The organism is Pseudomonas profundi (assembly GCF_008638305.1).
Lineage (GTDB): Bacteria > Pseudomonadota > Gammaproteobacteria > Pseudomonadales > Pseudomonadaceae > Halopseudomonas > Halopseudomonas profundi.
Window position 1 is genome coordinate 259,665 of sequence record NZ_VTPZ01000002.1, and the last position, 22,827, is coordinate 282,491.

Genomic DNA, 22,827 nt, shown 5'->3' on the forward strand with positions numbered 1-22,827 from the left:
AAACGATGAATATCACCGAGCAGTTACGTCGCGCCAAACGCAACCCGCCAGCACCGTTCAGCGTGCCACTTGCGGACGGAGGCGAACTGACCCTCCAGCGCTGGCTGCGGATTTTGCCGGGCAAGCGGCTGGTGGCGCAGGGCGAGTTGGCAGGCAGGACAGTCCTGGCGAAGCTATTTGTCGCACCGGCTGCACAGCGGCATTGCGTTCGGGAGCTGGAAGGCATCAAGGCGGTACTTGGCGCGGGAATCGCCACTCCAGCCATCATCAGCCAGGGTCCACTTCCGGGTGGTGGTCACTATTTACTCACCGATTTCCTCGAAGAGGCAGAAAGCCTGGAAGCGCAGTGGGAAGCGCTGAGCCATGAGCCCGCAGGCAGTGAATCTGCAATGCGTTTGCTGCGCCTGGCTTTGACAGGCATCGCGACAATGCACGCCAAAGGCCTGGTTCAGCGCGATCTGCATCTGGGTAATTTTCTCCTGCACAAGGGTGTGCTGCAGGTCATCGACGGCGATGCGGTGGAGGTTCTCGACCAGTGCCAGCCGATAACCGCCCAGCAGGCTGAAGAAAACCTGGCGGTATTCTTCGCGCAGCTGAAACCCGACTGGGACGAGTGGGTGGAGCAGTTGCTGCTCGCCTATCTCAAAGCCAACCCCCACCACGCTATTCACCCCGACAACCTGGCAAAGCTGATAAGCGCCAAGCGCCAACTGCGCCTGGAGCACTACCTCGATAAGTCACTGCGTGATTGCACAGAGTTTGCGGTGAAGCGAGGGTGGGGGCGGTTTGCGGTCGTCCAGCGCAACCATGCTGCCGAGCTGGGAGGTCTGCTTGAATCGCCAGACGAATGCTTCCGCCGTCATCCATTGCTCAAGGATGGCGGCAGCAGCACAGTCGTCCTGGCTTCAACCGTTGTCCGAAAGGTTGTAGTTAAACGCTACAACATCAAAGGTGTGGCGCACTGGCTTAAGCGCTTTTGGCGGCCAAGCAGGGCATGGCACAGCTGGCTCTCAGCACATCGGCTTCGATTTCTCGGCATTGCCACGCCGGCTCCTTTGGCGATGGTGGAACAACGTATCGGTCCGCTCCGCAGCACTGCCTGGTTAGTTACCGAATACTGCGCTGGCGTTAATCTACTGGAACACTTCGGGAAAGAGGGCGACAGGACGCCAACGGCACAAGAGGCTGTAGCTCTGCTCCGATTGTTCGGTCAGCTTTTTCATGCGCGTATCAGTCATGGCGATTGCAAAGCGACAAATCTCTTGTGGCGCTTGAACGAGATCGTTCTGATTGATCTGGACGGGATGCGATTCTACGAAGCTGAGAGTCCGGCCTGGCTCAGAGCGTGGGAGGAGGACCGAGCGCGTTTCCTGCGCAACTGGCCTGCAGGAAGTCCGCTGCGGATGTGGCTTGATTCGCAACTTCCGCGCCCGGTCGCTGGTTGAAATCACTTTTCGCTATTGGTGTGAACCAAAAAGGTCGATTGGGTACTAATGACTCTAGGATTTAAGGCATAGTCTGCTCATGGTGTTCGCCATGGTTTCTGACTCGCAAGCCGAACAAGATCATGGAGAAATCATGAACAATCGACCACAACAGCGCCATATCCTGCAAATTTGCCATGGATACGGGGGCCCCTTTCTGGACTATGCTCGACAATACGCGAGCTTGTTTGCGGACACGCCTTATAAAGTAACGACAATATTTCTTTCGGGTGAACCGAGTGATGAGGTCGTTGCGGCATGTCAGTCTGACGAGGTTATCTTTCTCGAGTACAGGTCCAAGGCGTTAAGAGGATTCAAGCTGCGTGCGATTCGCGAAATCCGCCGCATAGTCAAGACCAAAGATTTCTCACTATGCATCGCACACAGGTCCAAACCAGCATATATAGCCTGTCTCGCCACTCGGTTGCCCATCATCTGGGTACACCATGCTTATGGTGCCTACGATCGACTCGACCGGAGGTTATTCGCCCAGGCTTACCGCAAGCGTATCCAGGCACTGGCCGTCTCGGATTCGGTCCGCGACACGATCAGGGCACGCCTTCCGAACTGGCCAAATGAGCGCATTCAGACGCTCTACTATCACATCGATATTCCTGCGGTACAGGCTCAACAGTTTGATCGTGCGGAAGCCAGACAGCAGCTCAAACTTCCACAGAACGCCTGGATCGTCGGCAATGTAGGAAGGCTGCATCCAGACAAGGATCAAGCGACGCTTATTAAAGGGTTTGCAGCGGCTTTGACTGACCTGCCAAAGAACAGTTGTCTGGCAATTCTCGGCCGGGGACGGCTAGAGAAAGAGCTGAAATCGTTGGCTATACAGCTGAATATCTCCAAGCGTGTTTTCTTCGTGGGTGAAGTCCCCGACGCAAGGCGGTATTTCAAGGCGTTCGACGTTTTTGTGTTGAGCTCCGACCACGAGCCATTCGGCATGGTACTGCTTGAAGCCATGGCAGCTGGCGTTCCGGTAGTCTCCAGTGACTGTGGTGGTGCCAGGGAAGTGGTAGACGGCGCAGGACAGTTGTTTCGGCAGGGCGATGGGCTAGCGTTATCGGGTTGCCTGGTAAAAGCCTCGGAGACTGGCGACTCGGCCGTCGAGGAACAGCGGCAGGCCATGCGCAAAAAGCTGACCAATGAGTTTTCGGATGCTGCGGGCAGGAAGCGGTTTTGGGGGTTGTCGATGGTTGGGTCCTCTGCGCACTAGATATGACTAGGGGTCTGGCAGCATCCCTATGGCTGTTCCATCCGGATTGCTAAGCAGGATATACTCGCCCTTTTTTCAAGGGCAACGTTGTGATTTCGAGCATTGTGCGACTGGTCGGCGCCCTTAGTTTTTTCCTAGCTAATTCACGTTACGATGAGTCTTTTCTGGGCAGCAACGGTCCTGGAGGCTCATGGTCGACTCCTTGCGTCCGGCAGGTGGCGTCAGTGAAGTCATACCAGCAACGGAGGCTTGCATGATCGCCGGCGATTCGGGGGATAGTTATGACTCAGTTGCTGACCGAAAGCCACGGTGGGTTTTGCAATTGTGTCATGGGTATGACGGGCCCTTTATGGATTGTGCGAGGCAGTATGCTGCCTTGTTCAAGGGCACCGAATACAAGGTCTGTACGGTATATTTGACCGGCTCTGCTAGCGACGATGTCCGGCGAGGTTCCGCTTCCGATGAGGTGGTGTTCCTGAACTATTCTAGTCGGCAACTCAGAGGACTTAAGCTGGGCGCAATCAACGCCGTCAGAAAATTGGTGGCAGCCAATGAGTACGAGCTATGTATAGCTCATCGCTTCAAGCCAACGTACGTTGCGCTTTTGGGTACATCATTGCCTGTGATAGGTATCCAGCACGCCTTCGGGGTATACCGAAGAAGATCGCGGCAATTATTGGCTAATGTGTTCGGGCGGCGACTACTTCTACTTTGTGTCTCTGATGCGGTTCGCGATGACGTTATGGATAGCCTCGGTACAAAAGATTTCAGCCGGGTTGAAACGCTCTATAACCGGATCGACATTGCTGCAGTCCGTGCTCAGCTGCTTTCTCGCGAGGCCGCAAGGCGTCATCTAGATCTGCCTGACTCGGCCTGGGTTATCGCCAATGTTGGGCGCCTCCATCCTGATAAAGATCAGGCGACTCTGATACGTGGTTTTGCCAAGGCGCGTTCGGAGCTTCCTGATAATGCTCTCTTGGTGATCATCGGCACTGGTAAGCTCGAAGCTGATCTTAGAAGCCTGGCCGAAGATCTCTGCGTAGAAGAGGCGGTCTTGTTATTAGGGCAAGTCCCCAATGCGCGTCGCTATTTCAAGGCATTCGACGTTTTTGCGCTCACCTCTGATCACGAGCCATTTGGGATGGTACTGCTTGAGGCCATGGCTGCTAATACCCCTATCATTTGTGCAGACAGTGGCGGCGCGCAGGAAGTGGTTGAGGGTTATGGGCAAATCTTTCCATTCGCCGACGCAACGAAGTTGAGTGAATGCTTGCTTAGGGAATATGAGTTGAACAAAGATTCTAATGTTTGCGCAGAAAGGAGCGGAGCTCTTCTGGTGTCTCATTTTTCAGACGATGCCGCCAAGCGACGATTCTCCTCCATAATCAACAAGCGCTTTTTGTTCAAGATATGAGTGATAACTCACTCTGTAGATCAGCTGGCGAGCCGAGCATCTGCTTCGTTATCCCCTATTTCGGGGAGTGGCCGTTTTGGTTTCCTTTTTTCCTGGAAAGCTGTCGTTATAATCCGACGATAAACTGGCTTTTTTTTACGGATTGCGGCAGTCCATTGGACTCGCCCGCCAACGTACAATTCGTGCACACTTCCTACGCTAGCTATTGCCAGTACGTTAGTGAACGCCTAGGTATAGAATTTCGCCCCGATAATCCATACAAGCTTTGCGATATAAAGCCCGCCTTAGGACACATCCACGAGGAGGCTATCGAAGGCTACGATTTCTGGGCCTTTGGCGATATAGACGTTATCTACGGGAATCTCAGGAAGTATTTCACTCCTGAGCGCTTGCAAACTAAGGATCTTTTTTCTACCCATGCAAGACGGGTTTCCGGACATTTGTGTATTGTCAGAAACAATCGTGTGATGCGCGAGGCCTATCGCCTTATACCAAAATGGCGGGAACGCTTCAGTGACACTGAGCATCAGGCGCTGGACGAAGGCGCATTTAGCAGGCTTTTCATCCGACATAAGAACTGGCCCGAGTCACTCCGCCTTTTCGCTGCACGTTTCAATAAGTGGTATGTGCGCAGCGAATTCATTGAAGCTCATAGCACTTTTACTATTCTAGAGAACGGCCGTCGGGAATTGCCCGATGCCTGGTGCTGGCTTGACGGGACGCTAACGAACAGCCTTATAAGAGGAAGAGAGTTTCCGTATCTTCACTTCCTTGCATGGAAAAAAAATGATTGGGCGCATAATTCAAAAGTGAAACTATTGGGCCCTGCTGGACTAATTGAAAACAAAAAGTGGCAGATTACTGCCGCCGGCTGGAGGCCTCTGGAAGAGGCGAAAGAATGCAGTTGAACCTTCCACCGTGCCCACTGGTATCCGTTCTTGTTCCGTGCTTCAACTACGCTCGTTATGTCGGTGACGCCATCGCAAGTATTTTGCAACAGGACTATCCGAATTTTGAGCTTGTCGTAGTAGATGACGGGTCAACCGATAATAGTTTTGAAGTCATAAATGAGGCGGTTCGTGTTTATGGAAAAGAAAGCCTCGTTCGCAACGTAGAGGTTATAAGCCAGGAAAACGCAGGGGTAAGTGCAGCATTAAATGCTGGCCTAGCGCGTGCCAATGGCGAGTTCATCGCGACATTTGATGCCGATGACTTGATGGTGCCGGGACGGCTGGGTTTGCAGGTTGCCTATCTAAAAAATAATCCTTCTGTAGGTTGTCTGGGAGGCAGAGCCGCCAGAATCGATGAAAAAGGGAATCTTCTAGCCAATAAAATTAAGGATAAGGGGGTTTCTTCATACGATTTTGAAGCGGCGCTGGCATGTGCGCTAGTTGTTGGTGGTAACTTGGCTATGTACAGGCGGGAGGCATTGACCCTTGTTGGAGGGTATGATCCTGACATAAAGGTCCAGGATTTTCAGATGACCTTGAAGGTCGCGCACGCAGGTTATCGTGTAGATGTGTTGCCCGACACAATAACTCTTTATCGTAAACATCATGGCAGCTTGTCATCTCAGTATAGATCAGAGCTTGAGTATGGGCTAAAACTAATAGAGTTATATAAGTCTTATCCTGGTTATGAATCGGCGAAGGCTCGGCTGTTGGTGAAAGCTATGCGATTCGCTGTGACTGACGACAAATCGTTTGCGTGGTCACTTCTGAGACAAATACCGTTTAAACAGTGGGATGTCAAAACGTTGAAACGAGTGAGGTATCTTCTGTTTAAGTCGGAGAAAAGGACTTGATTTTTAAAGAGGAAAGTTCGTCCCTGGGGGACCGTTTTAGAACATTTTCGCCATGGAGGCCTGAATTTGATCTTGACGGTATGTTGCGAGGTTGGTTGTCTCTGGGTGTGATTTGGTTCTTGGTAGGCGTGGCACTAGTGCCCTCCAGCAAGCCTTATAATCAACTCCTGATTCTGTTGTTCTGGCTTCCTGCCTTGATCATCAGCTTTCGTGAGCGAGAAGCTTTCCGCACAGTTTTTTCCGATGCGAAGCCGCTAATCGTTGGGCTTGTGCTACTTTTTGCGTGGTCCGGAATAAGCGTTCTGTGGGCGGAGAACGTCGATCCGTTCCGGGAGCTCAAGCGGTTGTTTTATGTAGTGCTCTTCCTCGCCGGGCTGGCATTTGTAGCGAGGGACAATATCAATCGATTGGCCGTGATATTGAGTGTGGCCGGAATAGGCTTGGCTGGTGCTGCACTGGTTTCACTTGTCTTGTTCTACGGCATAAGAGATATGCCTCTGACCAGCAGACTCGAGGGAGTAGGGTTGTTGGAGCATCCCATTATAGGAGGCTACCTGATAGCCATAGCTTTTCTCTGGTTGTTATCTTTACCTCCGACTTCTTTAGTCGCTAGAGTCGGGTGGATCGTTGGTCTTATTGTACTGCTTGCTTTTATCGTAATGACCCAAAGTCGGGGGTTGTGGGTCGCATTGTTGAGTGCACAGCTCGGATATGCAATATTGCGGGGCGGGGCCATCGTTTGGATAGGGGCGGTGGTTATGATAGTTTGCGCCGGTATCGGGTTTTGGCAGTTCGAATCAATCGTTCTGCAGAGAGGCATGTCGTACCGGCCGGATATCTTTGTAGAAAGCATCCGCATGATTCTCGCGCGTCCTGCCGGGGGGCTTGGTCTGGGAGGGGAGTACGACGTTCTTATCGGTGGGTTGATTATTCCTCACAGCCACAACCTTTTTCTTCATATAGGGCTTGAGCTCGGCCTGGTTGGACTCGCTATCTGGCTTTGGATATGGGGCTGCTGTGTGAAGGCTGGTTGGCAGCATAGGGAAACTCGTTGTGGATCCGCTCTACTGAAAATAATCTTGTTCTGCACTGTAGCGTTAATGTTTGATGGGAACAGTTTATGGACAGCCCCTCGTCCGGATTGGTTTTTTTCATGGTTTCCCATTGGGTTAGCCCTCGCTGTCTTCGTCTCGGTGCGAGGAGGGGCTGAAAAGGCATGGGAAAGCTAATATTTAAAAATCTCCATCCTGCCGTGCACTGAAAGAAAAGGGATAGCAACAGTGATCATAGGAAGACAGTTCCAGAGATATAGGAAGCGATTTTTTTCGCGTTTGCAGGCTCGGTCCAGATATTTGCTTTATAAAGCTATCTACAAAAACCCGGGCGACCCCAGGAAAGAGCTGTTGATTTCCATCGACGAAATCAAACTTTCCATAGATGATCGTAGATTATCTAGGCAGAACCCAGAGTACAAAAGAATATACAGAACAGTCAATACTGTCATTGATGGCGAGTTTTGGGAGCATGTCAAACCCCTTTCTCACGAAAGTTTGAAGTTGACGGGTTTTCGTGAGCGTTTCGTTAACGGGATGGAGTGGGAGGAGACCTCACTTTTCACAGATTATAATATGCAATTAATGAGGAAGGTAAAGGTACAAGGTTGCTATAGCTTGGATGAGCTAGTTGATTTGTATAAAAGGCAGCATGACACTCTCTACCATCGGCTGGTCGTGGAAGGAGTTAAATCCGCACGCGGCAATGTGAATATAACGCCGATATATGTTTATATTAACAAGGATGGCGAGTTTGTTTTCACGTCTGGAGGGAACCATAGACTGAACATGGCCAAGGTGATAGGGCTTAAAGCTATTCCTGTACGTGTTCGCGGGCGACACGTGGAGTGGCAGCGTATTCGTGACGAGCTCTATAATGTGGGAAGTGCTGAGTTTTTTAATAGATATCCACATTTTGAACGTCATCCGGATCTGGTGGATTAAATATCATGTCCGAAAGCGCAAGGTAGCTCATTAAATCTGGAACGGCTTTTCAAATGACATGTTGGCGACAAACCCATCCCTGGACATTTTCAAGCGAGAATTAGTCTGTTGGCCGCCTATTGGTATTGTTCACAAGGTTCAGGAGTCTGTTAGCGGAGACGCTTTGTGGGCGGTGCTGAGTCATTGGGCTTCGAGGCGCCGGGGGGGGGCAACCGGTTTTGTGCGATCGCAGCGTGCAAATGGACAAGTGAACGTGAAACTACTGTATTTTCTGATTACTTCGTAGGATTCTTGAATGATGCCCTGCTTATTATCGGTTGGGAAGATGAAGCTTCGCTGGTGATCGTACTTGCGAGTGATTATGCATTGCCGGCCGCGAATAAAGCTTTAACTCCCGAGCTCGCCATGGCCCAATCTTCTTCATATCGCATCAAGTGCCGATAATTTCTGGCGCGCATCTGCTGTGATAGAGGTCGGCCCAGGCAGCGCATGTCGGAAATGTCGATCAGTCCGAACTGGTCTTCAGGGGTTAGTACGATGTTTCCCATGTGTAACGAGCGGAAATATACCCCGAGCTCGTGCAGATGGGTTATGAACTCAGCCAGCCGCGCGAACAGCTCGGGCTGCCCTGGGGGCTGCGTCAGCTTGAGTAGCTGACGCAGGGTGAGTCCTGGAAGTGGTTCGTAGTGCACCACTGAGCGGTATGGGTTGTCCAGCCTATACAGCTGTAGTACCCGGGGACAGGGGACGTTCAGGCGTTGAAGCTCGGTCGCGTTGTCCGCGAAGCGTTTTGCTGGCGGATAGAAGGCTGTTTTGGAAAACCAGCTTTTGCGGCGAAAAAGCTTGAGAAACGTCCCGTCCGCCAAGCGCAGCACCTTTTCGCCGTACCGGTCCTTTTCTAGGACTTCTGCGTTTGCGCGCCAGCTTTCATACTGTGCCAAATCCAGTGGTTGCATGCTGCCTTCCCAAGATAAAAGAGCAGTTTACAGTATCGAGCCAGGGGACTCATCCGTCTCCTTTAGGGCGGGGCGGAGTGGTGGCCTGTGCTGTGATAAACTCCGGCCCTGACTCATTACTGCGAAGCGTCTATGTCGGATTCTCAGAACGAAAGCTTCACCCGCTCCAGCGTGAGGATTTATCTCCGTTTGCTGGGCTACGTCAAGCCATACTGGATCCCCTTTGCTGTCAGCATTCTGGGGTTCATGATCTTCGCTTCAAGCCAGCCGGCGATGGCGTGGATGTTGAAATATTTCGTTGATGGTCTCACTGCAGGATCCAGTGGTGAATTTCTCGGCTACCCCCTGATCTGGGGCTTTCCTCTGTTCATTGTTCTGGTCGCGCTCTATCAGGGCGTGGGCTCTTTTCTGGGTAATTACTACATCGCAAAGGTGTCCCTGGGTATCGTGCATGACCTGCGGACGGCCCTGTTCAATAATTTTTTGACCTTGCCCAACCGTTATTTTGACAACCATAACTCGGGGCACTTGGTGTCACGGGTGACATTCAACGTGACCATGGTTACCGGCGCGGCGACGGATGCCATCAAGGTTGTGTTCCGGGAAGGGCTGACGGTGATATTCCTGTTTGGTTATCTGCTGTGGATGAACTGGCAGCTCACGCTGGTGTTGATGGGGATTCTGCCGGTCATTGGCGTGATGGTGTCGAGCACCAGCAAGAAATTTCGCAAGCAGAGCAAAAAAATCCAGACGGCGATGGGTGACGTTACCCATGTGACGTCTGAGACCATTACCGGCTATAGAGTAGTGCGAAGTTTCGGTGGCGAGCAGTATGAAACCGAGCGATTTCACAAGGCCAGTGAAGCGAATCGTGAGCGAGGCCTGAAAATGACGCGCACGGGCGCGGTATTTACTCCCAGCCTGCAGTTGGTCACTTACGGTTCAATGGCGTTTGTTATGTTCCTGGTGCTGCTGCTGCGCGGCGATGCCACTGCTGGCGATCTGGTTGCCTACATCACGGCAGCCGGTATGCTTCCCAAACCTGTACGGCAGCTGTCCGAAGTCAGCGCCAATATCCAGAAGGGTATTGCGGCGGCGGAAAGTATCTTCGAGCAACTCGATGAAGAGCCGGAGGTTGATACGGGTACTTACGAGTCGGAGCGGGTCAGCGGTCAGGTTGAGGTGCAGGATCTGTTTTTCAGCTACCCGGAAACGGACAAGGCTGTATTGGAAGATATCAACTTCGCTGTTGAGCCCGGTCAGATGGTCGCGCTGGTTGGCCGTTCCGGCAGTGGTAAGTCGACCCTGATCAGTCTGATTCCACGTTTTTATCAGCATAGCCGTGGCCAGATTCTGATCGATGGGGTCGAGGTGTCCAAATACCGCTTGCGTAATCTGCGTCGGCATATCGCTCTGGTCACCCAGCACGTAACGTTGTTTAACGACACCATCGCCAACAACATTGCTTACGGCGATCTGGCTGGGGCGCCTCGTGAAGATATCGAGCGCGCTGCCCAAGCAGCCTATGCCAAGGAGTTTATCGACAAGCTGCCGAATGGTCTCGACACCATGGTTGGGGAAAACGGCGTGCTTTTGTCGGGTGGTCAGCGCCAGCGCCTGGCGATAGCTCGCGCACTGTTGAAGAACGCGCCTTTATTGATTCTGGACGAGGCGACCTCGGCACTGGATACGGAGTCTGAACGGCACATTCAGAGCGCGCTGGACCACGTGATCCAGGGGCGCACGACGCTCGTTATTGCACATAGGCTATCCACTATCGAGAAGGCCGATATCATCCTGGTGATGGATCAGGGCAAGATAGTCGAGCGCGGCAGCCATGCTGAACTGCTGGCCCAGAACGGCTATTATGCGCGGCTGCACAGCATGCAATTCCAGGACGACGCACCTCGCACTTAACACGGCCTCAGGCCTGACTGAACGGGAATTTTTATGAAGTTGACCATGCCACGTTTTGATTCCGCGCCGGTGCTGGTGGTAGGCGATGTGATGCTTGATCGATATTGGCATGGGCCAACCCACCGGATCTCGCCAGAGGCCCCGGTTCCGGTGGTCAAGGTTGATCAGATCGAGGACCGGCCTGGTGGTGCAGGTAACGTGGCGCTGAACATCGCAGCATTGGGTGCGCCCGCCTGGCTCGTCGGCGTGACCGGCGAAGATGAAGCGGCGGTGAGTCTCCGGCAGACCTTGAACGCAGCTGGAGTCTATTGTGATTTCCAGGCGCATGCGTCGAGCCCGACGATAACCAAGTTGCGCGTGCTGAGCCGTCATCAGCAATTGATTCGGCTGGATTTTGAAGAATCTTTTCCAACCGACGGCGCGGCAATTCTCGAGTCGGTCCGCGGGTTGCTCGACAAGGCCAAGGTCATGGTGCTGTCGGATTATGGCAAGGGTGCGCTGGTCAATCATCAAGAGTTGATTGCCCTCGCTCGCGCAAAGAACATTCCGGTATTGGCTGACCCCAAAGGGGCGGATTTTTCTATCTATCGGGGCGCGACGCTGATTACACCAAACCTGTCCGAGTTCGAGGCAGTCGTCGGCCATTGCGTCAGCGAGCAGGAGCTGGTGGACAAGGGCATGGCTCTGATCGAGCAGCTCGAGCTGGACGCCATGCTGGTAACCCGCAGCGAACAAGGCATGACGTTGTTGAGCAAGGGGCAGCCACCTCTGCATCTGCCCGCCCGGGCGCGTGAAGTCTTCGATGTGACAGGCGCGGGTGACACGGTTATCTCGACACTTGCCACGGCGTTGGCCGCTGGTGAGTCGTTGCCGCATGCGGTCGCGCTGTCCAACCTGGCCGCCGGCATTGTCATTGGCAAGTTGGGTACTGCAGCCATCAGCGCGCCTGAATTGCGCCGCGCGGTTCAGCGCGAGCAGGGCAGTGAGCGCGGCGTATTGGGTATCGAACAATTGCTGGTAGCAATCGAAGATGCCCGCGCGCATGGCGAACGGATCGTGTTCACCAATGGCTGCTTCGACATCATTCATGCCGGACACGTAGGCTACCTTGAGGAAGCCCGGAGCCTGGGCGACCGGCTGGTTGTGGCCATCAATGATGACGCCTCAGTCACCCGCCTCAAGGGGCCAGGCCGTCCCATCAATGCTGTGGATCGACGCATGGCCGTGTTGGCGGGGTTAGGCGCAGTCGATTGGGTGACGTGTTTCGCAGACGACACGCCGGAGGAGCTGCTGAAGCAGATCAAGCCAGATGTGTTGGTCAAAGGCGGCGATTACAGCGTAGATCAGGTCGTAGGCGCACCCATTGTCCAGGCGTATGGTGGAGACGTTCGTGTGCTGAATTTTGTCGAAAGCTGCTCTACCACCGCCATTGTTGAGCGTATACGCGAAAAATCTGATAGCTGAAGAGCTTTCAGCTACAGCCTGGCCAAACCCTCCGGCCAGGCTGAACGCTCCGCTTCAATCACCCAGCCAACTTGCTCGGCCATCGCTTCACTCAGCTGAAGCTGACCGGGTTTCTCAGCGACCAGAACGCCTTTCTTCAGCATGTAAATCTGACCTGGTAGCCTACCGTTCCTCAGTTCGCATAAATATAGATCGGGTAGCTCGTAATCCAGGTGGGCTCGCAGTTCGCCGCTTTGGCTGTCTAGCACCTCGTCTGCATGCAGAGCTGTAAGCTTGTCGCATCCCTCGGGTAGCGTCAGCCGCATCGAGTAAACCAGTTGCAATGAGTTGCTGGGCAGGTGGATATAGGCGCGTGGCCGTTCGAGCAGCGGCTGGTTGCCGCAACAAACGGGGCGCGTATGTCCGCGGTCAGGAGTGAGATCGAACGCGAGATTGGTATCGACTGGCAGGTCGCTCGCATAGGGTGTTGGCAGCCAGGTTTGCTGATAACGCCCCTGGAGCCAGCCGCGCGGACCTTCGAACAACAGCTCTTCGGCAATTTCAGTCATCGCCGTCAGTAGCGGCACCCTTAATTCGTGAGCGGGCACGTAGCCGGAAATGAGCTTGAGCACCTCATCACCATGGTCAGGCCGCTCCTGGCGAACCAGTAACTTGAAATTCCGCCCTTGCCATTCAAACGTCAGATCGACCGATACGCCGAGATTGGCGACTGTTATATCGAACTGGTGCGGGTCATCGATGGTTATCGGGACACGCAGCGCTTGCATCTGGGTAAAGCTTAGCGGACTGCCCACCGGCGTATACCGAAGCGTTTCAGGACTTGCTTGGACCCGAAGTGCCTGGGTTTTGAATACCACCGGGTTTTTTCGTGCGATGATCCGAGGCATCTGGCGTACCGGGGTTAGCGTTGGCTGCGGATTGAATCCAGTACGGTGGCTGCGGCCGCGACGTTCTGTTTCAGGTGCTCCGGGTTGATGGTGCCGATGATCGCAGCAGCAACAGCGGGATGTTCGAAAATCAGCCGTAACCCAGCGGTAACCGGGTCATCGCCCGCCAAACACAAATGGCCACTGGCCAGGGCCTTTTTAATCAGGATGCCCTTGCCATGCTTCTGAGCATAGTCGAGAACCGGGCGTTCGCTTTGTTCGTTGGCATTAAAGGTAACCATTGCACAGTCACCACGCTCCAGGGCCTTGATTCCGCCCTCGACTGTCTTGCCGGAGAAGCCGAACGCTCTGATTAACCCGTCACGCTGACAGGCTTCAAGTTCGGCGTAGATACCCTGGGATAACACATCGAGATCATTGCCATCCGAGTGCACGAGCACCAGATCAAGGTAGTCGGTTTTGAGCCGTTTGAGTGAGCGCTCTATGGAATGACGGGTATGTGCAGCGCTGAAATCAAAACTGGAAACGCCGTCAGTGAATTCTTCGCCGACTTTGGTGCAGACAATCCAATCCTGGCGTTGGCCTGCGAGCAGCGTGCCCAGGCGGACTTCACTGCTGCCATAGGCAGGCGCCGTATCGATCAGGTTGATACCAAGCTCGCGCGCCAGGGCGAGCAGATCGAGCGCCTGGGCGTCGCTGGGCAAGTCAAAGGCGCTGGGGTATTTGACCCCTTGATCGCGGCCGAACTTGACCGTACCCAGCCCCAAAGGGGACACCGTTATCCCTGTGCTGCCAAGCTGTCTGTGGTGGCTGTGCAAGGTATTCATGGAAAGCAGATATCCCACACCGGTGTGGCTACATGAGGTCGAGGAAGCTTGGCATCAGATTGTGGAATGGTCGGGCCAATCGCCTGGCGTTCGAGTTCGGCCAGCATCTGGTCACTCAGGTTGGGCGTTAGCGCCAATTTCGTGGGCCAGCACACCAGAACGTTATGCACCGCCTGCATATAGGCAGTATCCGGGCGCACCAGTCCGCTCTGTGCGGGCTCGGCACGATTGATTGGCAGGGTTGTCCAGCGCGTCTGACTCAGGTCGACCCAGGGCAGCAGGTCTGCCAGTTCGTTCCTGGCTTTGGCGATCAGCTCATCAGGCGCGAGGCCAACGCCCTGTTCAGCCAGCTCGCCGCCGAGGTACCAGCACCATTGCCCGTCGGCGCAGGGGTGTGTGGTTATGGTGACCCGCGGCTTTGGACTGCTGCCCAGACAGTGCGCATAGAGAGCCGGCAGGTTGGCTCCCTTGATCAGCACCATGTGTAGCGGACGTCGTTGCATGGCTGGCTGATCAACGCCCCAGCTGTTCAGCAAGCCTTCGTTGCCTTCTCCGGCGGTCAGTACATAACGCTGCGCTTTGATCAGGTGATCATGTATGGCGATGCCTTCAATGCTGCCCTCCGGCCTGCGTTCCACATGCGGTGAGGCGTCGACTACCAGACTGTCGCCTGATAGCTCTGCGAGACGGCGAATGGCATCGGGAACATCGAGCACCAGTTCGGCCAATCGATATACCTTGCCCTTGAAAGAAGGGTTATCGAATATCTCGGGGCGCTCGGCACCTTTGACCGTATCGACCCGGCCGCGTAGCGCCTTGCTGGCAAAAAAGCCCGCCATATTGCTGATGAGACTGCCCGGAGACCACAGGTAATGATGCGCGGATAGCAGCCTGACGCCAGTCAAATCCAGTTCCCCCGAGCCGTCCAGACAGGCTCGCCAGCGTTCAGGCATGCCGCCGATGGCTTCTGCGGCCAGGCTCAGTTTTCCGTGCAACGCGTACTTGGTGCCGCCATGAATGATGCCCTGCGACTTACTGCTTTGGCCGCCTCCCAGGGCGCCTCGCTCGATCAAAAGGGTGCTGTATCCGAGCTGCTGCAGCCGAGCATTCAACCATAAACCGGCGATGCCACCGCCGAGGATGCAGATGTCGGTTTCCAGGGTTGTGCTCATAAATTTCGCAGGTGTCCTAAAAAGGTTCCTAGTATAGACACTGCCGGTGCCTCGGGTCACATCTGCTACTCTATGCCGCATTTCGAATAGGGACATTGTCATGGTTCGCCTGATTTACAGTCTTGTTTTCACGCTGCTGTTGCCAGTCATACTGGGCCGGCTGCTATATCGAGCCTGGCGTGCGCCTGCCTATGCCCGGCGTTGGCATGAACGTTTTGCCCTGAAAGGTGATATCCGGCCCGGTGGTATCTGGGTTCATGCTGTTTCAGTCGGTGAATCGATCGCATCAGCTCCCATGGTCAAGGAATTGATGCAGCGTTATCCGGAATTACCGATGACCGTCACCTGCATGACGCCCACCGGCTCAGCACAGATTCGCAAGCTGTTCGGCGACACGGTAGGGCATACTTATCTACCGTACGACTTGCCATGGTTGCAGCGCCGCTTTATCAGGCGGCTTGCGCCTCGCGTCTGCATCATCATGGAGACCGAGTTGTGGCCGAACCTGGTTGCTGGCTGCAGGTCCGCCGGCGTGCCGGTGGTCCTTGCCAATGCGCGTTTGTCCGAGCGCTCAGCCCGTGGCTACCAACGGGTCATAGCGCTGGCTCGGCCGATGTTCGCATCGCTGGATTGGGTGGCGGTGCAAAGCCAGGTCGAAGCACGACGGTTCGCAGCGCTGGGCGTACCAGAGCAGGCAATGAGCGTTACCGGTAGCATCAAGTTTGATTTGGAACCCGATCCGGGCAAGCAGGCGCAGGCTGCGCAGTGGCGCGCTGATTGGAGCGGGCGGCCGGTGTGGATTGCAGCCAGCACCCATGCCGGAGAGGATGAACAGATCCTTGCAGCGCACCAAAGCATACTGCGCCAACATCCGCAGGCTCTGTTGATTCTGGTTCCGCGGCATCCCGAGCGCTTTGATAGCGTCGCGCGGCTGATTGGCGATTCGGGGTTACAGGCGGTACGGCGCAGCGCTGGAAGTATGCCGTCATTGCAGGATCAGGTGTTTCTGGGCGACACAATGGGTGAGTTGATGCAGTTTTTTGGGTGCGCAGATGTCGCCTTTGTCGGCGGATCGCTGGTACCCAATGGCGGGCACAACTACCTGGAACCCGCGGCGCTGGGTTTGCCGGTGTTATCCGGCCCACACCGGTTCAACTTCGCTGAGGTCAGTGATTTGTTGGAGAAGGCTGGAGCGCTGGCAATCGTGCAGAATGCGGAACAGCTAGCTGAACGGGTTTGCTGTTATCTGGCGGATCCTGCCGAGCGCAACAAGGCAGGTGGTGCAGGACAGAACGTGGTGTTGGAAAACCAGGGCGCCCTGGCCCGGCTACTCGACGGTATAGCAGGATTCATCGAGAAGCGGTAACAGACTGCTCGGCCATGGGCTGAGCTATTTAGCTCAAGCTTCAGCAATGGGCTGGGCTCGCTGAAAACCAAATCCCCCTAACCCCCCCCTTAAGGGGGAATGGTTCGTGATGCTATCTGCGCTGCTTATAGTTTGCAGCAATGTCGCGCCCAACCAATCAAGCAGTTAGAAGCTGCGGCGCATCCGCGACTGGTCGGAGGACTCGGGCGGCTGACCTCCCATTGACATGCGCTCGACTTCCTCATCAGTGAAAGGCGGGATGAAGTCGCGATTCGGGTCGTAGTCGGGGTTGAGCCAGCGAGACAGCTCTCTGAGATCCTGCGGGCTGAGGGTGCCGGCAGCCTGCTTCAGGTCCAGGTTGTCGATGATGTAGTTGTAACGCACGTCGTTGTAGTCACGTACCGCGCGGTACAGGTTGCGTTGTGCTTCCAGGACGTCGACGACATTACGCGTGCCGACTTCGTAGCCAGTCTGGGTCGCGTCCAGGGCAGCGTTGGCGGATATGATCGCCTGGCGCCGCGCTTCTACTTCCTCAACGCTGGACGTGACGGTGCGGAACAGGTTGCGTGTGCTCTCAACGACACGGCGCAGCTGCGCTTCACTCAGGCGTTCAGCCTGGGTCAGGCGATAGTTGGATTCCCGCACACGGGAGCTGGTGCCTCCGCCGGTGAATAGTGGCAGACTGAGCTCCACGCCTATCGACGTCGTATCTGTATCGGTGCTGCCGGTGCGCCCCGTCGTGCTGCTGGCCGAGGCGCGGCCGCCAAAATTACTGCTATGTCGAACAAAGGCATCCACAGTGGGCGCATAACCAGCGCGACTGCTGCGCAGGGTTTCTGCTGCGCTATCGATAGCCAGTCGCGAAGCCTGCAACTCCAGATTCTGCACCGCAGCGGTATCTACCCATTGCTGCAGGTTGCCAGGCGTTGGCGGCAGGATAGGTAGATCGTGACTGATGCCGATCAGCTCTTCATATTGATGGCCAGTGAGGCGCGTCAGGACCTGAAAGCTGATATCCAGATTGGTTTGTGCGCTGAGCCGGGCGGCGCGCGCAGTATCGAACCCGGCAAGCGCTTCGAGTACATCGGTGCGTGCAGATAGACCCACTTCAAATCGTTCCCGTGCCTGCTCCAGCTGACGCTCGAAGGCCGCTTCCTCGGACCGGGCTGATGCGAGATTGTCCGAGGCCCGCAGAACGTTGAAGTAGGCAACGGCTACCTCGAGAATCAGGTCCTGCTGCGTTGCGGAAAACTCCACCCGGGCCTGCTCGCTCAACGATTTTGCCGCCTGGTAATTGAACCAGCTTTCAGCGCGAAACAATGGCTGGGTCAGACTTGCTTGATAATAGTGGGTGGAATAACGGTCGCTGCCCACGCCCTCGATCTCGAGACGTTCGCGAGCCGTGCCGGCTGCTGCGCCGATGTTGGGCAACAACAGTGCTCGCGCCTGGGGTAGGGCTTCCTGACGGGCCAAGGTGTCCGCTTCGGCTGCAGCCAGATCGGCGCTGTTAGTTACAGCCTCCCGGTAGATAGTCAATAAATCCGTTTTGGCCAATGCCTGGCCGGATGATAGACCCACCATCAGAACAGCGACATAAAGGGGGCGGAGCATGCAGACTTCCTTCGCATGGATAGAATAATCCGCCAAGGCTAATGAGCGCATGGGCGCTGGTCAAGGACGAAGCGAGGCGGGGCAGATGCTGCGCCCACTGAACGCCACCCTTTCGCTAAATAAGGAAAGCAGTTAAACGTCCGATTCCTTGCAGCATTTCGCTCGCGACTCTATGCTGTCGGCTCATCTTGACGGGGTGCCTTCTGCGTTGCAGTTGGCTGAGATAACACCCGTTGAACCTGAACCGGTTAATACCGGCGTAGGAATCGAGATGCGGCATTCTGTTGCTTCGTGCTGGACGGCAATCGTCCGGATGAGCCTACCGCTCCGGTTCCCTGCGCGTTTTCAACGCAGTGGAGCACAATAATGAATAGCAAATTATCTGACAACGCCATCACCGATTCTGGAGTCGATGGCGCAGCCACCCGGCCTTTCCCGAACTCCCGCAAGATCTATGTCACCGGCTCACGCCCGGACATCCGCGTGCCCATGCGGGAAATCAGCCTGGCGGACACAGCGACCGAGCTGGGCGGGGAGAAAAATGCACCGGTATTGGTATATGACACCTCCGGCCCTTATAGCGACCCCGACGTGGCGATCGATCTGCGTTCCGGTCTGGCCGATGTGCGAGGCAACTGGATTGATGAGCGTGGCGATACCGAGGTATTGCCAGGCCTGACTTCCGAATTCGGGCAGGCGCGGCTGGCCGATCCGTCGCTGGACAGCATGCGCTTTGCCCATGTGCGTACCCCACGTCGCGCCAAGGCTGGGTGTAACGTCTCGCAAATGCACTATGCCCGTCGAGGCATCATCACCCCTGAAATGGAATACATCGCGATACGCGAGAACATGAAGCTGCAGGAAGCGCGTGATGCCGGTCTGCTTGATCAGCAGCATCCCGGGCAGAGTTTTGGCGCGGCGATTCCGAAGCAGATTACCGCTGAGTTCGTACGCGAAGAAGTCGCCCGGGGGCGCGCGGTGATCCCGGCCAATATCAACCACCCGGAACTGGAGCCGATGATCATCGGCCGCAACTTCCTGGTGAAGATCAACGGCAATATCGGCAACTCGGCGCTGGGTTCATCCATTGATGAAGAAGTGGAGAAGATGACCTGGGGCATCCGCTGGGGCTCGGATACGGTGATGGATCTGTCCACGGGCAAGAATATCCACGAAACCCGGGAATGGATCATCCGCAATTCGCCGGTGCCGATTGGCACCGTGCCGATCTATCAGGCCCTGGAAAAAGTGAACGGTGTGGCTGAGGATCTTACCTGGGAGATCTTCCGTGACACCCTGATCGAGCAGGCAGAGCAAGGTGTGGATTATTTCACCATCCATGCTGGCGTGCTGCTGCGTTATGTTCCCATGACGGCGAAGCGGGTTACCGGAATCGTCAGCCGTGGCGGGTCCATCATGGCCAAATGGTGCCTGGCGCACCATAAAGAGAGCTTCCTCTATACCCATTTCGAAGACATCTGCGAAATCATGAAGGCCTATGATGTGTCCTTCTCGCTGGGCGATGGTTTGCGGCCGGGTTCGATCGCCGATGCGAATGATGAAGCGCAGTTCGGTGAGCTCGAAACGCTTGGTGAACTGACCAGGCTGGCCTGGCAGCATGACGTGCAGGTGATGATCGAGGGACCCGGGCATGTGCCGATGCACCTGATCAAGGAAAATATGGATAAACAGCTCGAATGCTGTGACGAGGCGCCCTTCTATACACTCGGCCCGCTGACCACGGATATCGCCCCGGGCTACGATCACATCACCTCAGGCATTGGCGCGGCGATGATCGGCTGGTTCGGCTGCGCGATGCTGTGTTATGTGACACCCAAGGAGCATCTTGGTCTGCCCAACCGTGATGACGTGAAAACCGGCATCATCACTTACAAGATTGCAGCGCACGCAGCGGATCTGGCCAAGGGGCACCCCGGTGCGCAAATTCGCGATAACGCTCTGAGCAAGGCGCGTTTCGAATTTCGCTGGGAAGATCAGTTCAATCTCGGGCTTGATCCGGATACCGCCCGTCTGTATCACGATGAAACCCTGCCCAAGGACTCGGCCAAAGTGGCGCATTTCTGCTCCATGTGCGGCCCGAAATTCTGCTCCATGAAGATCACCCAGGAAGTCAGGGATTACGCGGCGGCGCAGCGTATAGAGGTGATCGATTCGGCGATGGAGGATGGCATGAAAGCCAAGTCGCAGGAGTTTCGCTCCACCGGCTCGCAGCTGTACCAGAAGGTCTGAAGTATTGCCGTACGGCCTGAAGGTATGCGAGTTTAGCTAGGGTCTGTTGACGCTGAATAAACCGCAACGCCTTTGGGGATGATATTGAAGACTTTTACCCGCGACGATGTCGAGATAGTCAGCCGAGAATCCGGTTTCGAGGGATTCTATCGGCTGGATATTCTGACTGTACGGCATCGTCTGTTTCGCGGCGGCTGGGGGCCAAATCTGCGCCGTGAGCTGTTCGTACGACACGATGCCGTCTGTGTGCTGCCTTATGACCCCTGGCTCGACTCGGTGGTATTGATCGAGCAGGTGCGTATCGGCGCGCTGGAGAAAACCGATCACCCCTGGCTGCTGGAGCTGGTGGCCGGGCTCATCGACAAGGACGAATCGCCCGAAGAAGTGGCTCATCGTGAAGCAAAGGAAGAAGCAGGCCTGGAGCTGCTCGATCTTGTGCCAATCACCCGCTATTTCCCGTCACCGGGGGGCAGCGACGAAAAGGTTTATCTGTACTGCGCGACGGTAGATAGTCGGGGTGCCGGTGGCATTCATGGTCTGGAAGAAGAGGGCGAGGACATCCGCGTCAGTGTCTGGCCCCGTGCTCAGGCGCTTGCCGCCGTTGAGGACGGACGAATTGATAACGCCGCGAGCATCATCGGACTACAATGGCTCGAACTACATGCTGAACGCCTTCAACAAGCAGCGGGGACGCAGCCTTGATGGTCGCCCTGAGATCGCGCTACCACATTGATCTTTCCCAGTTGCAGGCAATCTGCGAAGAGAATTATCTGCGCCTGAACAAGCTGATGCCGGCGATGGCCGTGCAGGATGAGCAGCGGATTGTGATCGATGCCGGCGATGGCCCCGATCAGGCTCTGGTCATGCGCGTACTTGAACGCTGTCGCTACACAACCATGTTGCAACTGGTGTATGAGCGCAGTCACGACTGGCTTGCTCCGCCGCGCATGGAGATCCGCCTTTACCACGACGCGAGCATGGCTGAGGTAGTGGCTGCGTATAATCGCCGCCGCTTCATGGGCGTGTATCCCTATCCCAACGAGCAAATGCTCCAGCCGGACGAAAAATCCCAGCTTAACCGCTTCCTCGGCGAATGGTTGGGTCATTGCCAGCGCTTCGGCCAGAGCGCGCAGCCGGTGGCGCTGGACCGCTGAGAACAGTTCGGCTGTGAACCAGTCACTGGATTAGTTGCCTGGGAATTGTCATCATTTCCCTTGGGAAAGGGATCAGGAGCAGGCCGTCGATGCCGCCAGTCATTACAACCGAAGCTGGATACGTCAGTATCGTTCAGCTTACGGACAGTCATTTGTTTGCCGACCATAGCGCCAGGCTGCTTGGTCTCGATACGTTCGCCAGCCTCAATGCGGTTATTGATCAAGTGCTTGATGAAGTCGATCAGATGGATCTTGTACTCGCTACTGGCGATATCACTCAGGACGGCTCTGAAGGCGGATATCAGCGGTTCATGGATGCTGTCAAAGGCTTGCCCGCCGAATGTCGCTGGCTGCCGGGGAACCATGATGACGCGCAGTTAATGCGTACTCTCGGTGATGAGTCCGGATTCAACGCCGAATGGGTTGATCTTTCCAGTTGGCGCATCGTGCTGCTGGATTCAAGTATTCCCGGGGCTGTGCCAGGCCACCTTGACGAGCAACAACTGGATAGACTTGATCGCGCCCTGGCCACCGCAGGCGGGCGTCACCTGCTGGTGAGTCTCCACCACCACCCAGTGGATATCCAGAGTGACTGGATGAACCCCCTGGGGTTGCAGAACGCCGACCGGCTGCTGCAATGCATTGATGACAGCGGCAGTGTTCGGGCCCTGTTGTGGGGCCATATTCACCAGCATCTGGACTTGATGCGTGGGAATGTCCGCTTGCTCGCCACGCCGTCGACATGCATCCAGTTTGACGCACACAGCGCAGATTTCGCTACTGATACGCAGTCGCCCGGATACCGCTGGCTGCGGCTGTATGATGATGGCTCAATCGAGACACAGGTGTCGCGCTTGCCTGACGGCCTCTTCGTAGCCGATCCGGGCGCGAGTGGTTACTGATTCACCTTCCGATAGCGCCGTTCGGCTAGTGCTTAAGTGCCCGCCGGCCCGCTAGGGTCTGTTGCCGTTTCATCGCGGCCGCGACGGAGGCCCGTTTGGTGCAGAACAAGGCGCGAGGAGTGAAGTTTGGTTGTTCCAAATGAGCGACGAGTAACGCAGTGCTGCGGCAAACGGGCCCCGTCCCTTCGGGTTGCGCGTCAAATGACGCCATGCGGCGTTGCAGGACTTGGCAAGGGAACAACCATTACCTGCGTCCCGCGCCTTGCCTGGCGCCATTTGACACAGCAACGCGGCTCGCGATGAAACGGCAACAGACCCTAGGGTAACAGGCATTGGCACGTCGTCCCCCGGGCGGATACTATGCATGCAGTTTCCAATCGATGCCGCCCGGTCATTGTCG

The 22,827-nt window shown here is 55.6% G+C and carries 19 protein-coding genes and 1 riboswitch; of the genes, 14 read left to right on the forward strand and 5 right to left on the reverse strand.

Annotated elements, in window-relative coordinates; genetic code table 11:
* The first annotated feature begins 5 nt into the window (after positions 1–5).
* The 7 genes from FZE95_RS04200 (at position 6) to FZE95_RS04230 (ending at position 7,921) form a co-directional block, all read left to right on the forward strand.
* On the forward strand, positions 6–1,445 hold the full coding sequence (locus tag FZE95_RS04200) for a lipopolysaccharide kinase InaA family protein (RefSeq protein ID WP_150299574.1): 1,440 nt from the start codon (positions 6–8) through the stop codon (positions 1,443–1,445).
* Between the two features lie 133 nt (positions 1,446–1,578).
* A complete protein-coding gene (locus FZE95_RS04205) occupies positions 1,579–2,706 on the forward strand; it encodes a glycosyltransferase (protein WP_150299575.1) in 1,128 nt (375 codons plus the stop codon).
* Between the two features lie 253 nt (positions 2,707–2,959).
* Positions 2,960–4,120 carry a glycosyltransferase gene (locus FZE95_RS04210; RefSeq protein WP_150299576.1) on the forward strand — a complete coding sequence of 387 codons (1,161 nt, stop codon included), beginning with the start codon at positions 2,960–2,962 and terminating at the stop codon, positions 4,118–4,120.
* Positions 4,117–5,028, forward strand: a complete 912-nt coding sequence (locus FZE95_RS04215) for a DUF6625 family protein (protein WP_150299577.1) — start codon at positions 4,117–4,119, stop codon at positions 5,026–5,028. Before FZE95_RS04210 ends, FZE95_RS04215 begins: the two co-directional genes overlap by 4 nt.
* Positions 5,019–5,924 (forward strand): glycosyltransferase family 2 protein, encoded by a 906-nt coding sequence (locus FZE95_RS04220; RefSeq protein WP_150299578.1) that lies wholly within the window; start codon positions 5,019–5,021, stop codon positions 5,922–5,924. The genes FZE95_RS04215 and FZE95_RS04220 overlap by 10 nt, the downstream gene beginning before the upstream one ends.
* A complete protein-coding gene (locus FZE95_RS04225) occupies positions 5,921–7,153 on the forward strand; it encodes an O-antigen ligase family protein (protein ID WP_150299579.1) in 1,233 nt (410 codons plus the stop codon). Before FZE95_RS04220 ends, FZE95_RS04225 begins: the two co-directional genes overlap by 4 nt.
* Positions 7,154–7,327: 174 nt before the next feature.
* Positions 7,328–7,921 carry a hypothetical protein gene (locus tag FZE95_RS04230; RefSeq protein ID WP_150299580.1) on the forward strand — a complete coding sequence of 198 codons (594 nt, stop codon included), beginning with the start codon at positions 7,328–7,330 and terminating at the stop codon, positions 7,919–7,921.
* A gap of 359 nt (positions 7,922–8,280) precedes the next feature.
* Here FZE95_RS04230 and FZE95_RS04235 read toward each other — a convergent pair whose 3' ends face one another.
* Positions 8,281–8,877, reverse strand: coding sequence for a protein kinase family protein (locus FZE95_RS04235; RefSeq protein WP_150299581.1), 597 nt, complete (start codon positions 8,875–8,877; stop codon positions 8,281–8,283).
* 132 nt (positions 8,878–9,009) lie between these two features.
* Between FZE95_RS04235 and msbA the strand changes: the two genes are divergently transcribed.
* Together msbA and hldE are read left to right on the forward strand one after the other, a co-directional pair.
* Positions 9,010–10,794 (forward strand): lipid A export permease/ATP-binding protein MsbA, encoded by a 1,785-nt coding sequence (gene msbA / locus FZE95_RS04240; protein ID WP_150299582.1) that lies wholly within the window; start codon positions 9,010–9,012, stop codon positions 10,792–10,794.
* Between the two features lie 33 nt (positions 10,795–10,827).
* A complete protein-coding gene (gene hldE, locus FZE95_RS04245) occupies positions 10,828–12,258 on the forward strand; it encodes a bifunctional D-glycero-beta-D-manno-heptose-7-phosphate kinase/D-glycero-beta-D-manno-heptose 1-phosphate adenylyltransferase HldE (protein WP_150299583.1) in 1,431 nt (476 codons plus the stop codon).
* An 11-nt stretch (positions 12,259–12,269) separates the two neighbouring features.
* Here the strand turns inward: hldE and FZE95_RS04250 are convergent, their stop codons facing one another.
* Genes FZE95_RS04250 through FZE95_RS04260 form a run of 3 tightly spaced genes read right to left on the reverse strand, consistent with a single transcriptional unit; the run spans position 12,270 to position 15,144 of the window.
* The gene (locus FZE95_RS04250) at positions 12,270–13,145 is read right to left on the reverse strand and encodes a metal ABC transporter ATPase (protein ID WP_150299584.1); all 876 of its coding nucleotides are present in this window, start codon (positions 13,143–13,145) and stop codon (positions 12,270–12,272) included.
* A gap of 14 nt (positions 13,146–13,159) precedes the next feature.
* Entirely contained in the window at positions 13,160–13,972 is an 813-nt protein-coding gene (locus FZE95_RS04255) for an aldo/keto reductase (protein ID WP_150299585.1), read from the reverse strand.
* Positions 13,969–15,144 (reverse strand): FAD-dependent oxidoreductase, encoded by a 1,176-nt coding sequence (locus FZE95_RS04260; RefSeq protein WP_150299586.1) that lies wholly within the window; start codon positions 15,142–15,144, stop codon positions 13,969–13,971. Before FZE95_RS04260 ends, FZE95_RS04255 begins: the two co-directional genes overlap by 4 nt.
* A gap of 100 nt (positions 15,145–15,244) precedes the next feature.
* Between FZE95_RS04260 and waaA the strand changes: the two genes are divergently transcribed.
* Positions 15,245–16,510: a lipid IV(A) 3-deoxy-D-manno-octulosonic acid transferase gene (waaA, locus tag FZE95_RS04265; RefSeq protein ID WP_150299587.1), complete on the forward strand. Its 1,266-nt coding sequence runs from the start codon at positions 15,245–15,247 to the stop codon at positions 16,508–16,510.
* A 165-nt stretch (positions 16,511–16,675) separates the two neighbouring features.
* On the opposite strand, the gene FZE95_RS04270 is transcribed toward waaA, so the two are convergent.
* A complete protein-coding gene (locus tag FZE95_RS04270; protein ID WP_150299588.1) occupies positions 16,676–18,121 on the reverse strand; it encodes a TolC family outer membrane protein in 1,446 nt (481 codons plus the stop codon).
* 182 nt (positions 18,122–18,303) lie between these two features.
* Positions 18,304–18,404, forward strand: a riboswitch (TPP riboswitch).
* Positions 18,405–18,487: 83 nt separating this feature from the next.
* Between FZE95_RS04270 and thiC the strand changes: the two genes are divergently transcribed.
* The 4 genes from thiC to cpdA all read left to right on the forward strand — a co-directional run bounded on the left by thiC (position 18,488) and on the right by cpdA (position 22,427).
* The gene (thiC, locus tag FZE95_RS04275) at positions 18,488–20,371 is read left to right on the forward strand and encodes a phosphomethylpyrimidine synthase ThiC (RefSeq protein WP_150299589.1); all 1,884 of its coding nucleotides are present in this window, start codon (positions 18,488–18,490) and stop codon (positions 20,369–20,371) included.
* 84 nt (positions 20,372–20,455) lie between these two features.
* On the forward strand, positions 20,456–21,073 hold the full coding sequence (locus tag FZE95_RS04280) for an NUDIX domain-containing protein (protein WP_223824958.1): 618 nt from the start codon (positions 20,456–20,458) through the stop codon (positions 21,071–21,073).
* Positions 21,073–21,525 (forward strand): DUF1249 domain-containing protein, encoded by a 453-nt coding sequence (locus FZE95_RS04285; RefSeq protein ID WP_150299591.1) that lies wholly within the window; start codon positions 21,073–21,075, stop codon positions 21,523–21,525. The genes FZE95_RS04280 and FZE95_RS04285 overlap by 1 nt, the downstream gene beginning before the upstream one ends.
* 89 nt (positions 21,526–21,614) lie before the next feature.
* Positions 21,615–22,427 carry a 3',5'-cyclic-AMP phosphodiesterase gene (cpdA, locus tag FZE95_RS04290; RefSeq protein WP_150299592.1) on the forward strand — a complete coding sequence of 271 codons (813 nt, stop codon included), beginning with the start codon at positions 21,615–21,617 and terminating at the stop codon, positions 22,425–22,427.
* The last annotated feature ends 400 nt before the right edge of the window (positions 22,428–22,827 follow it).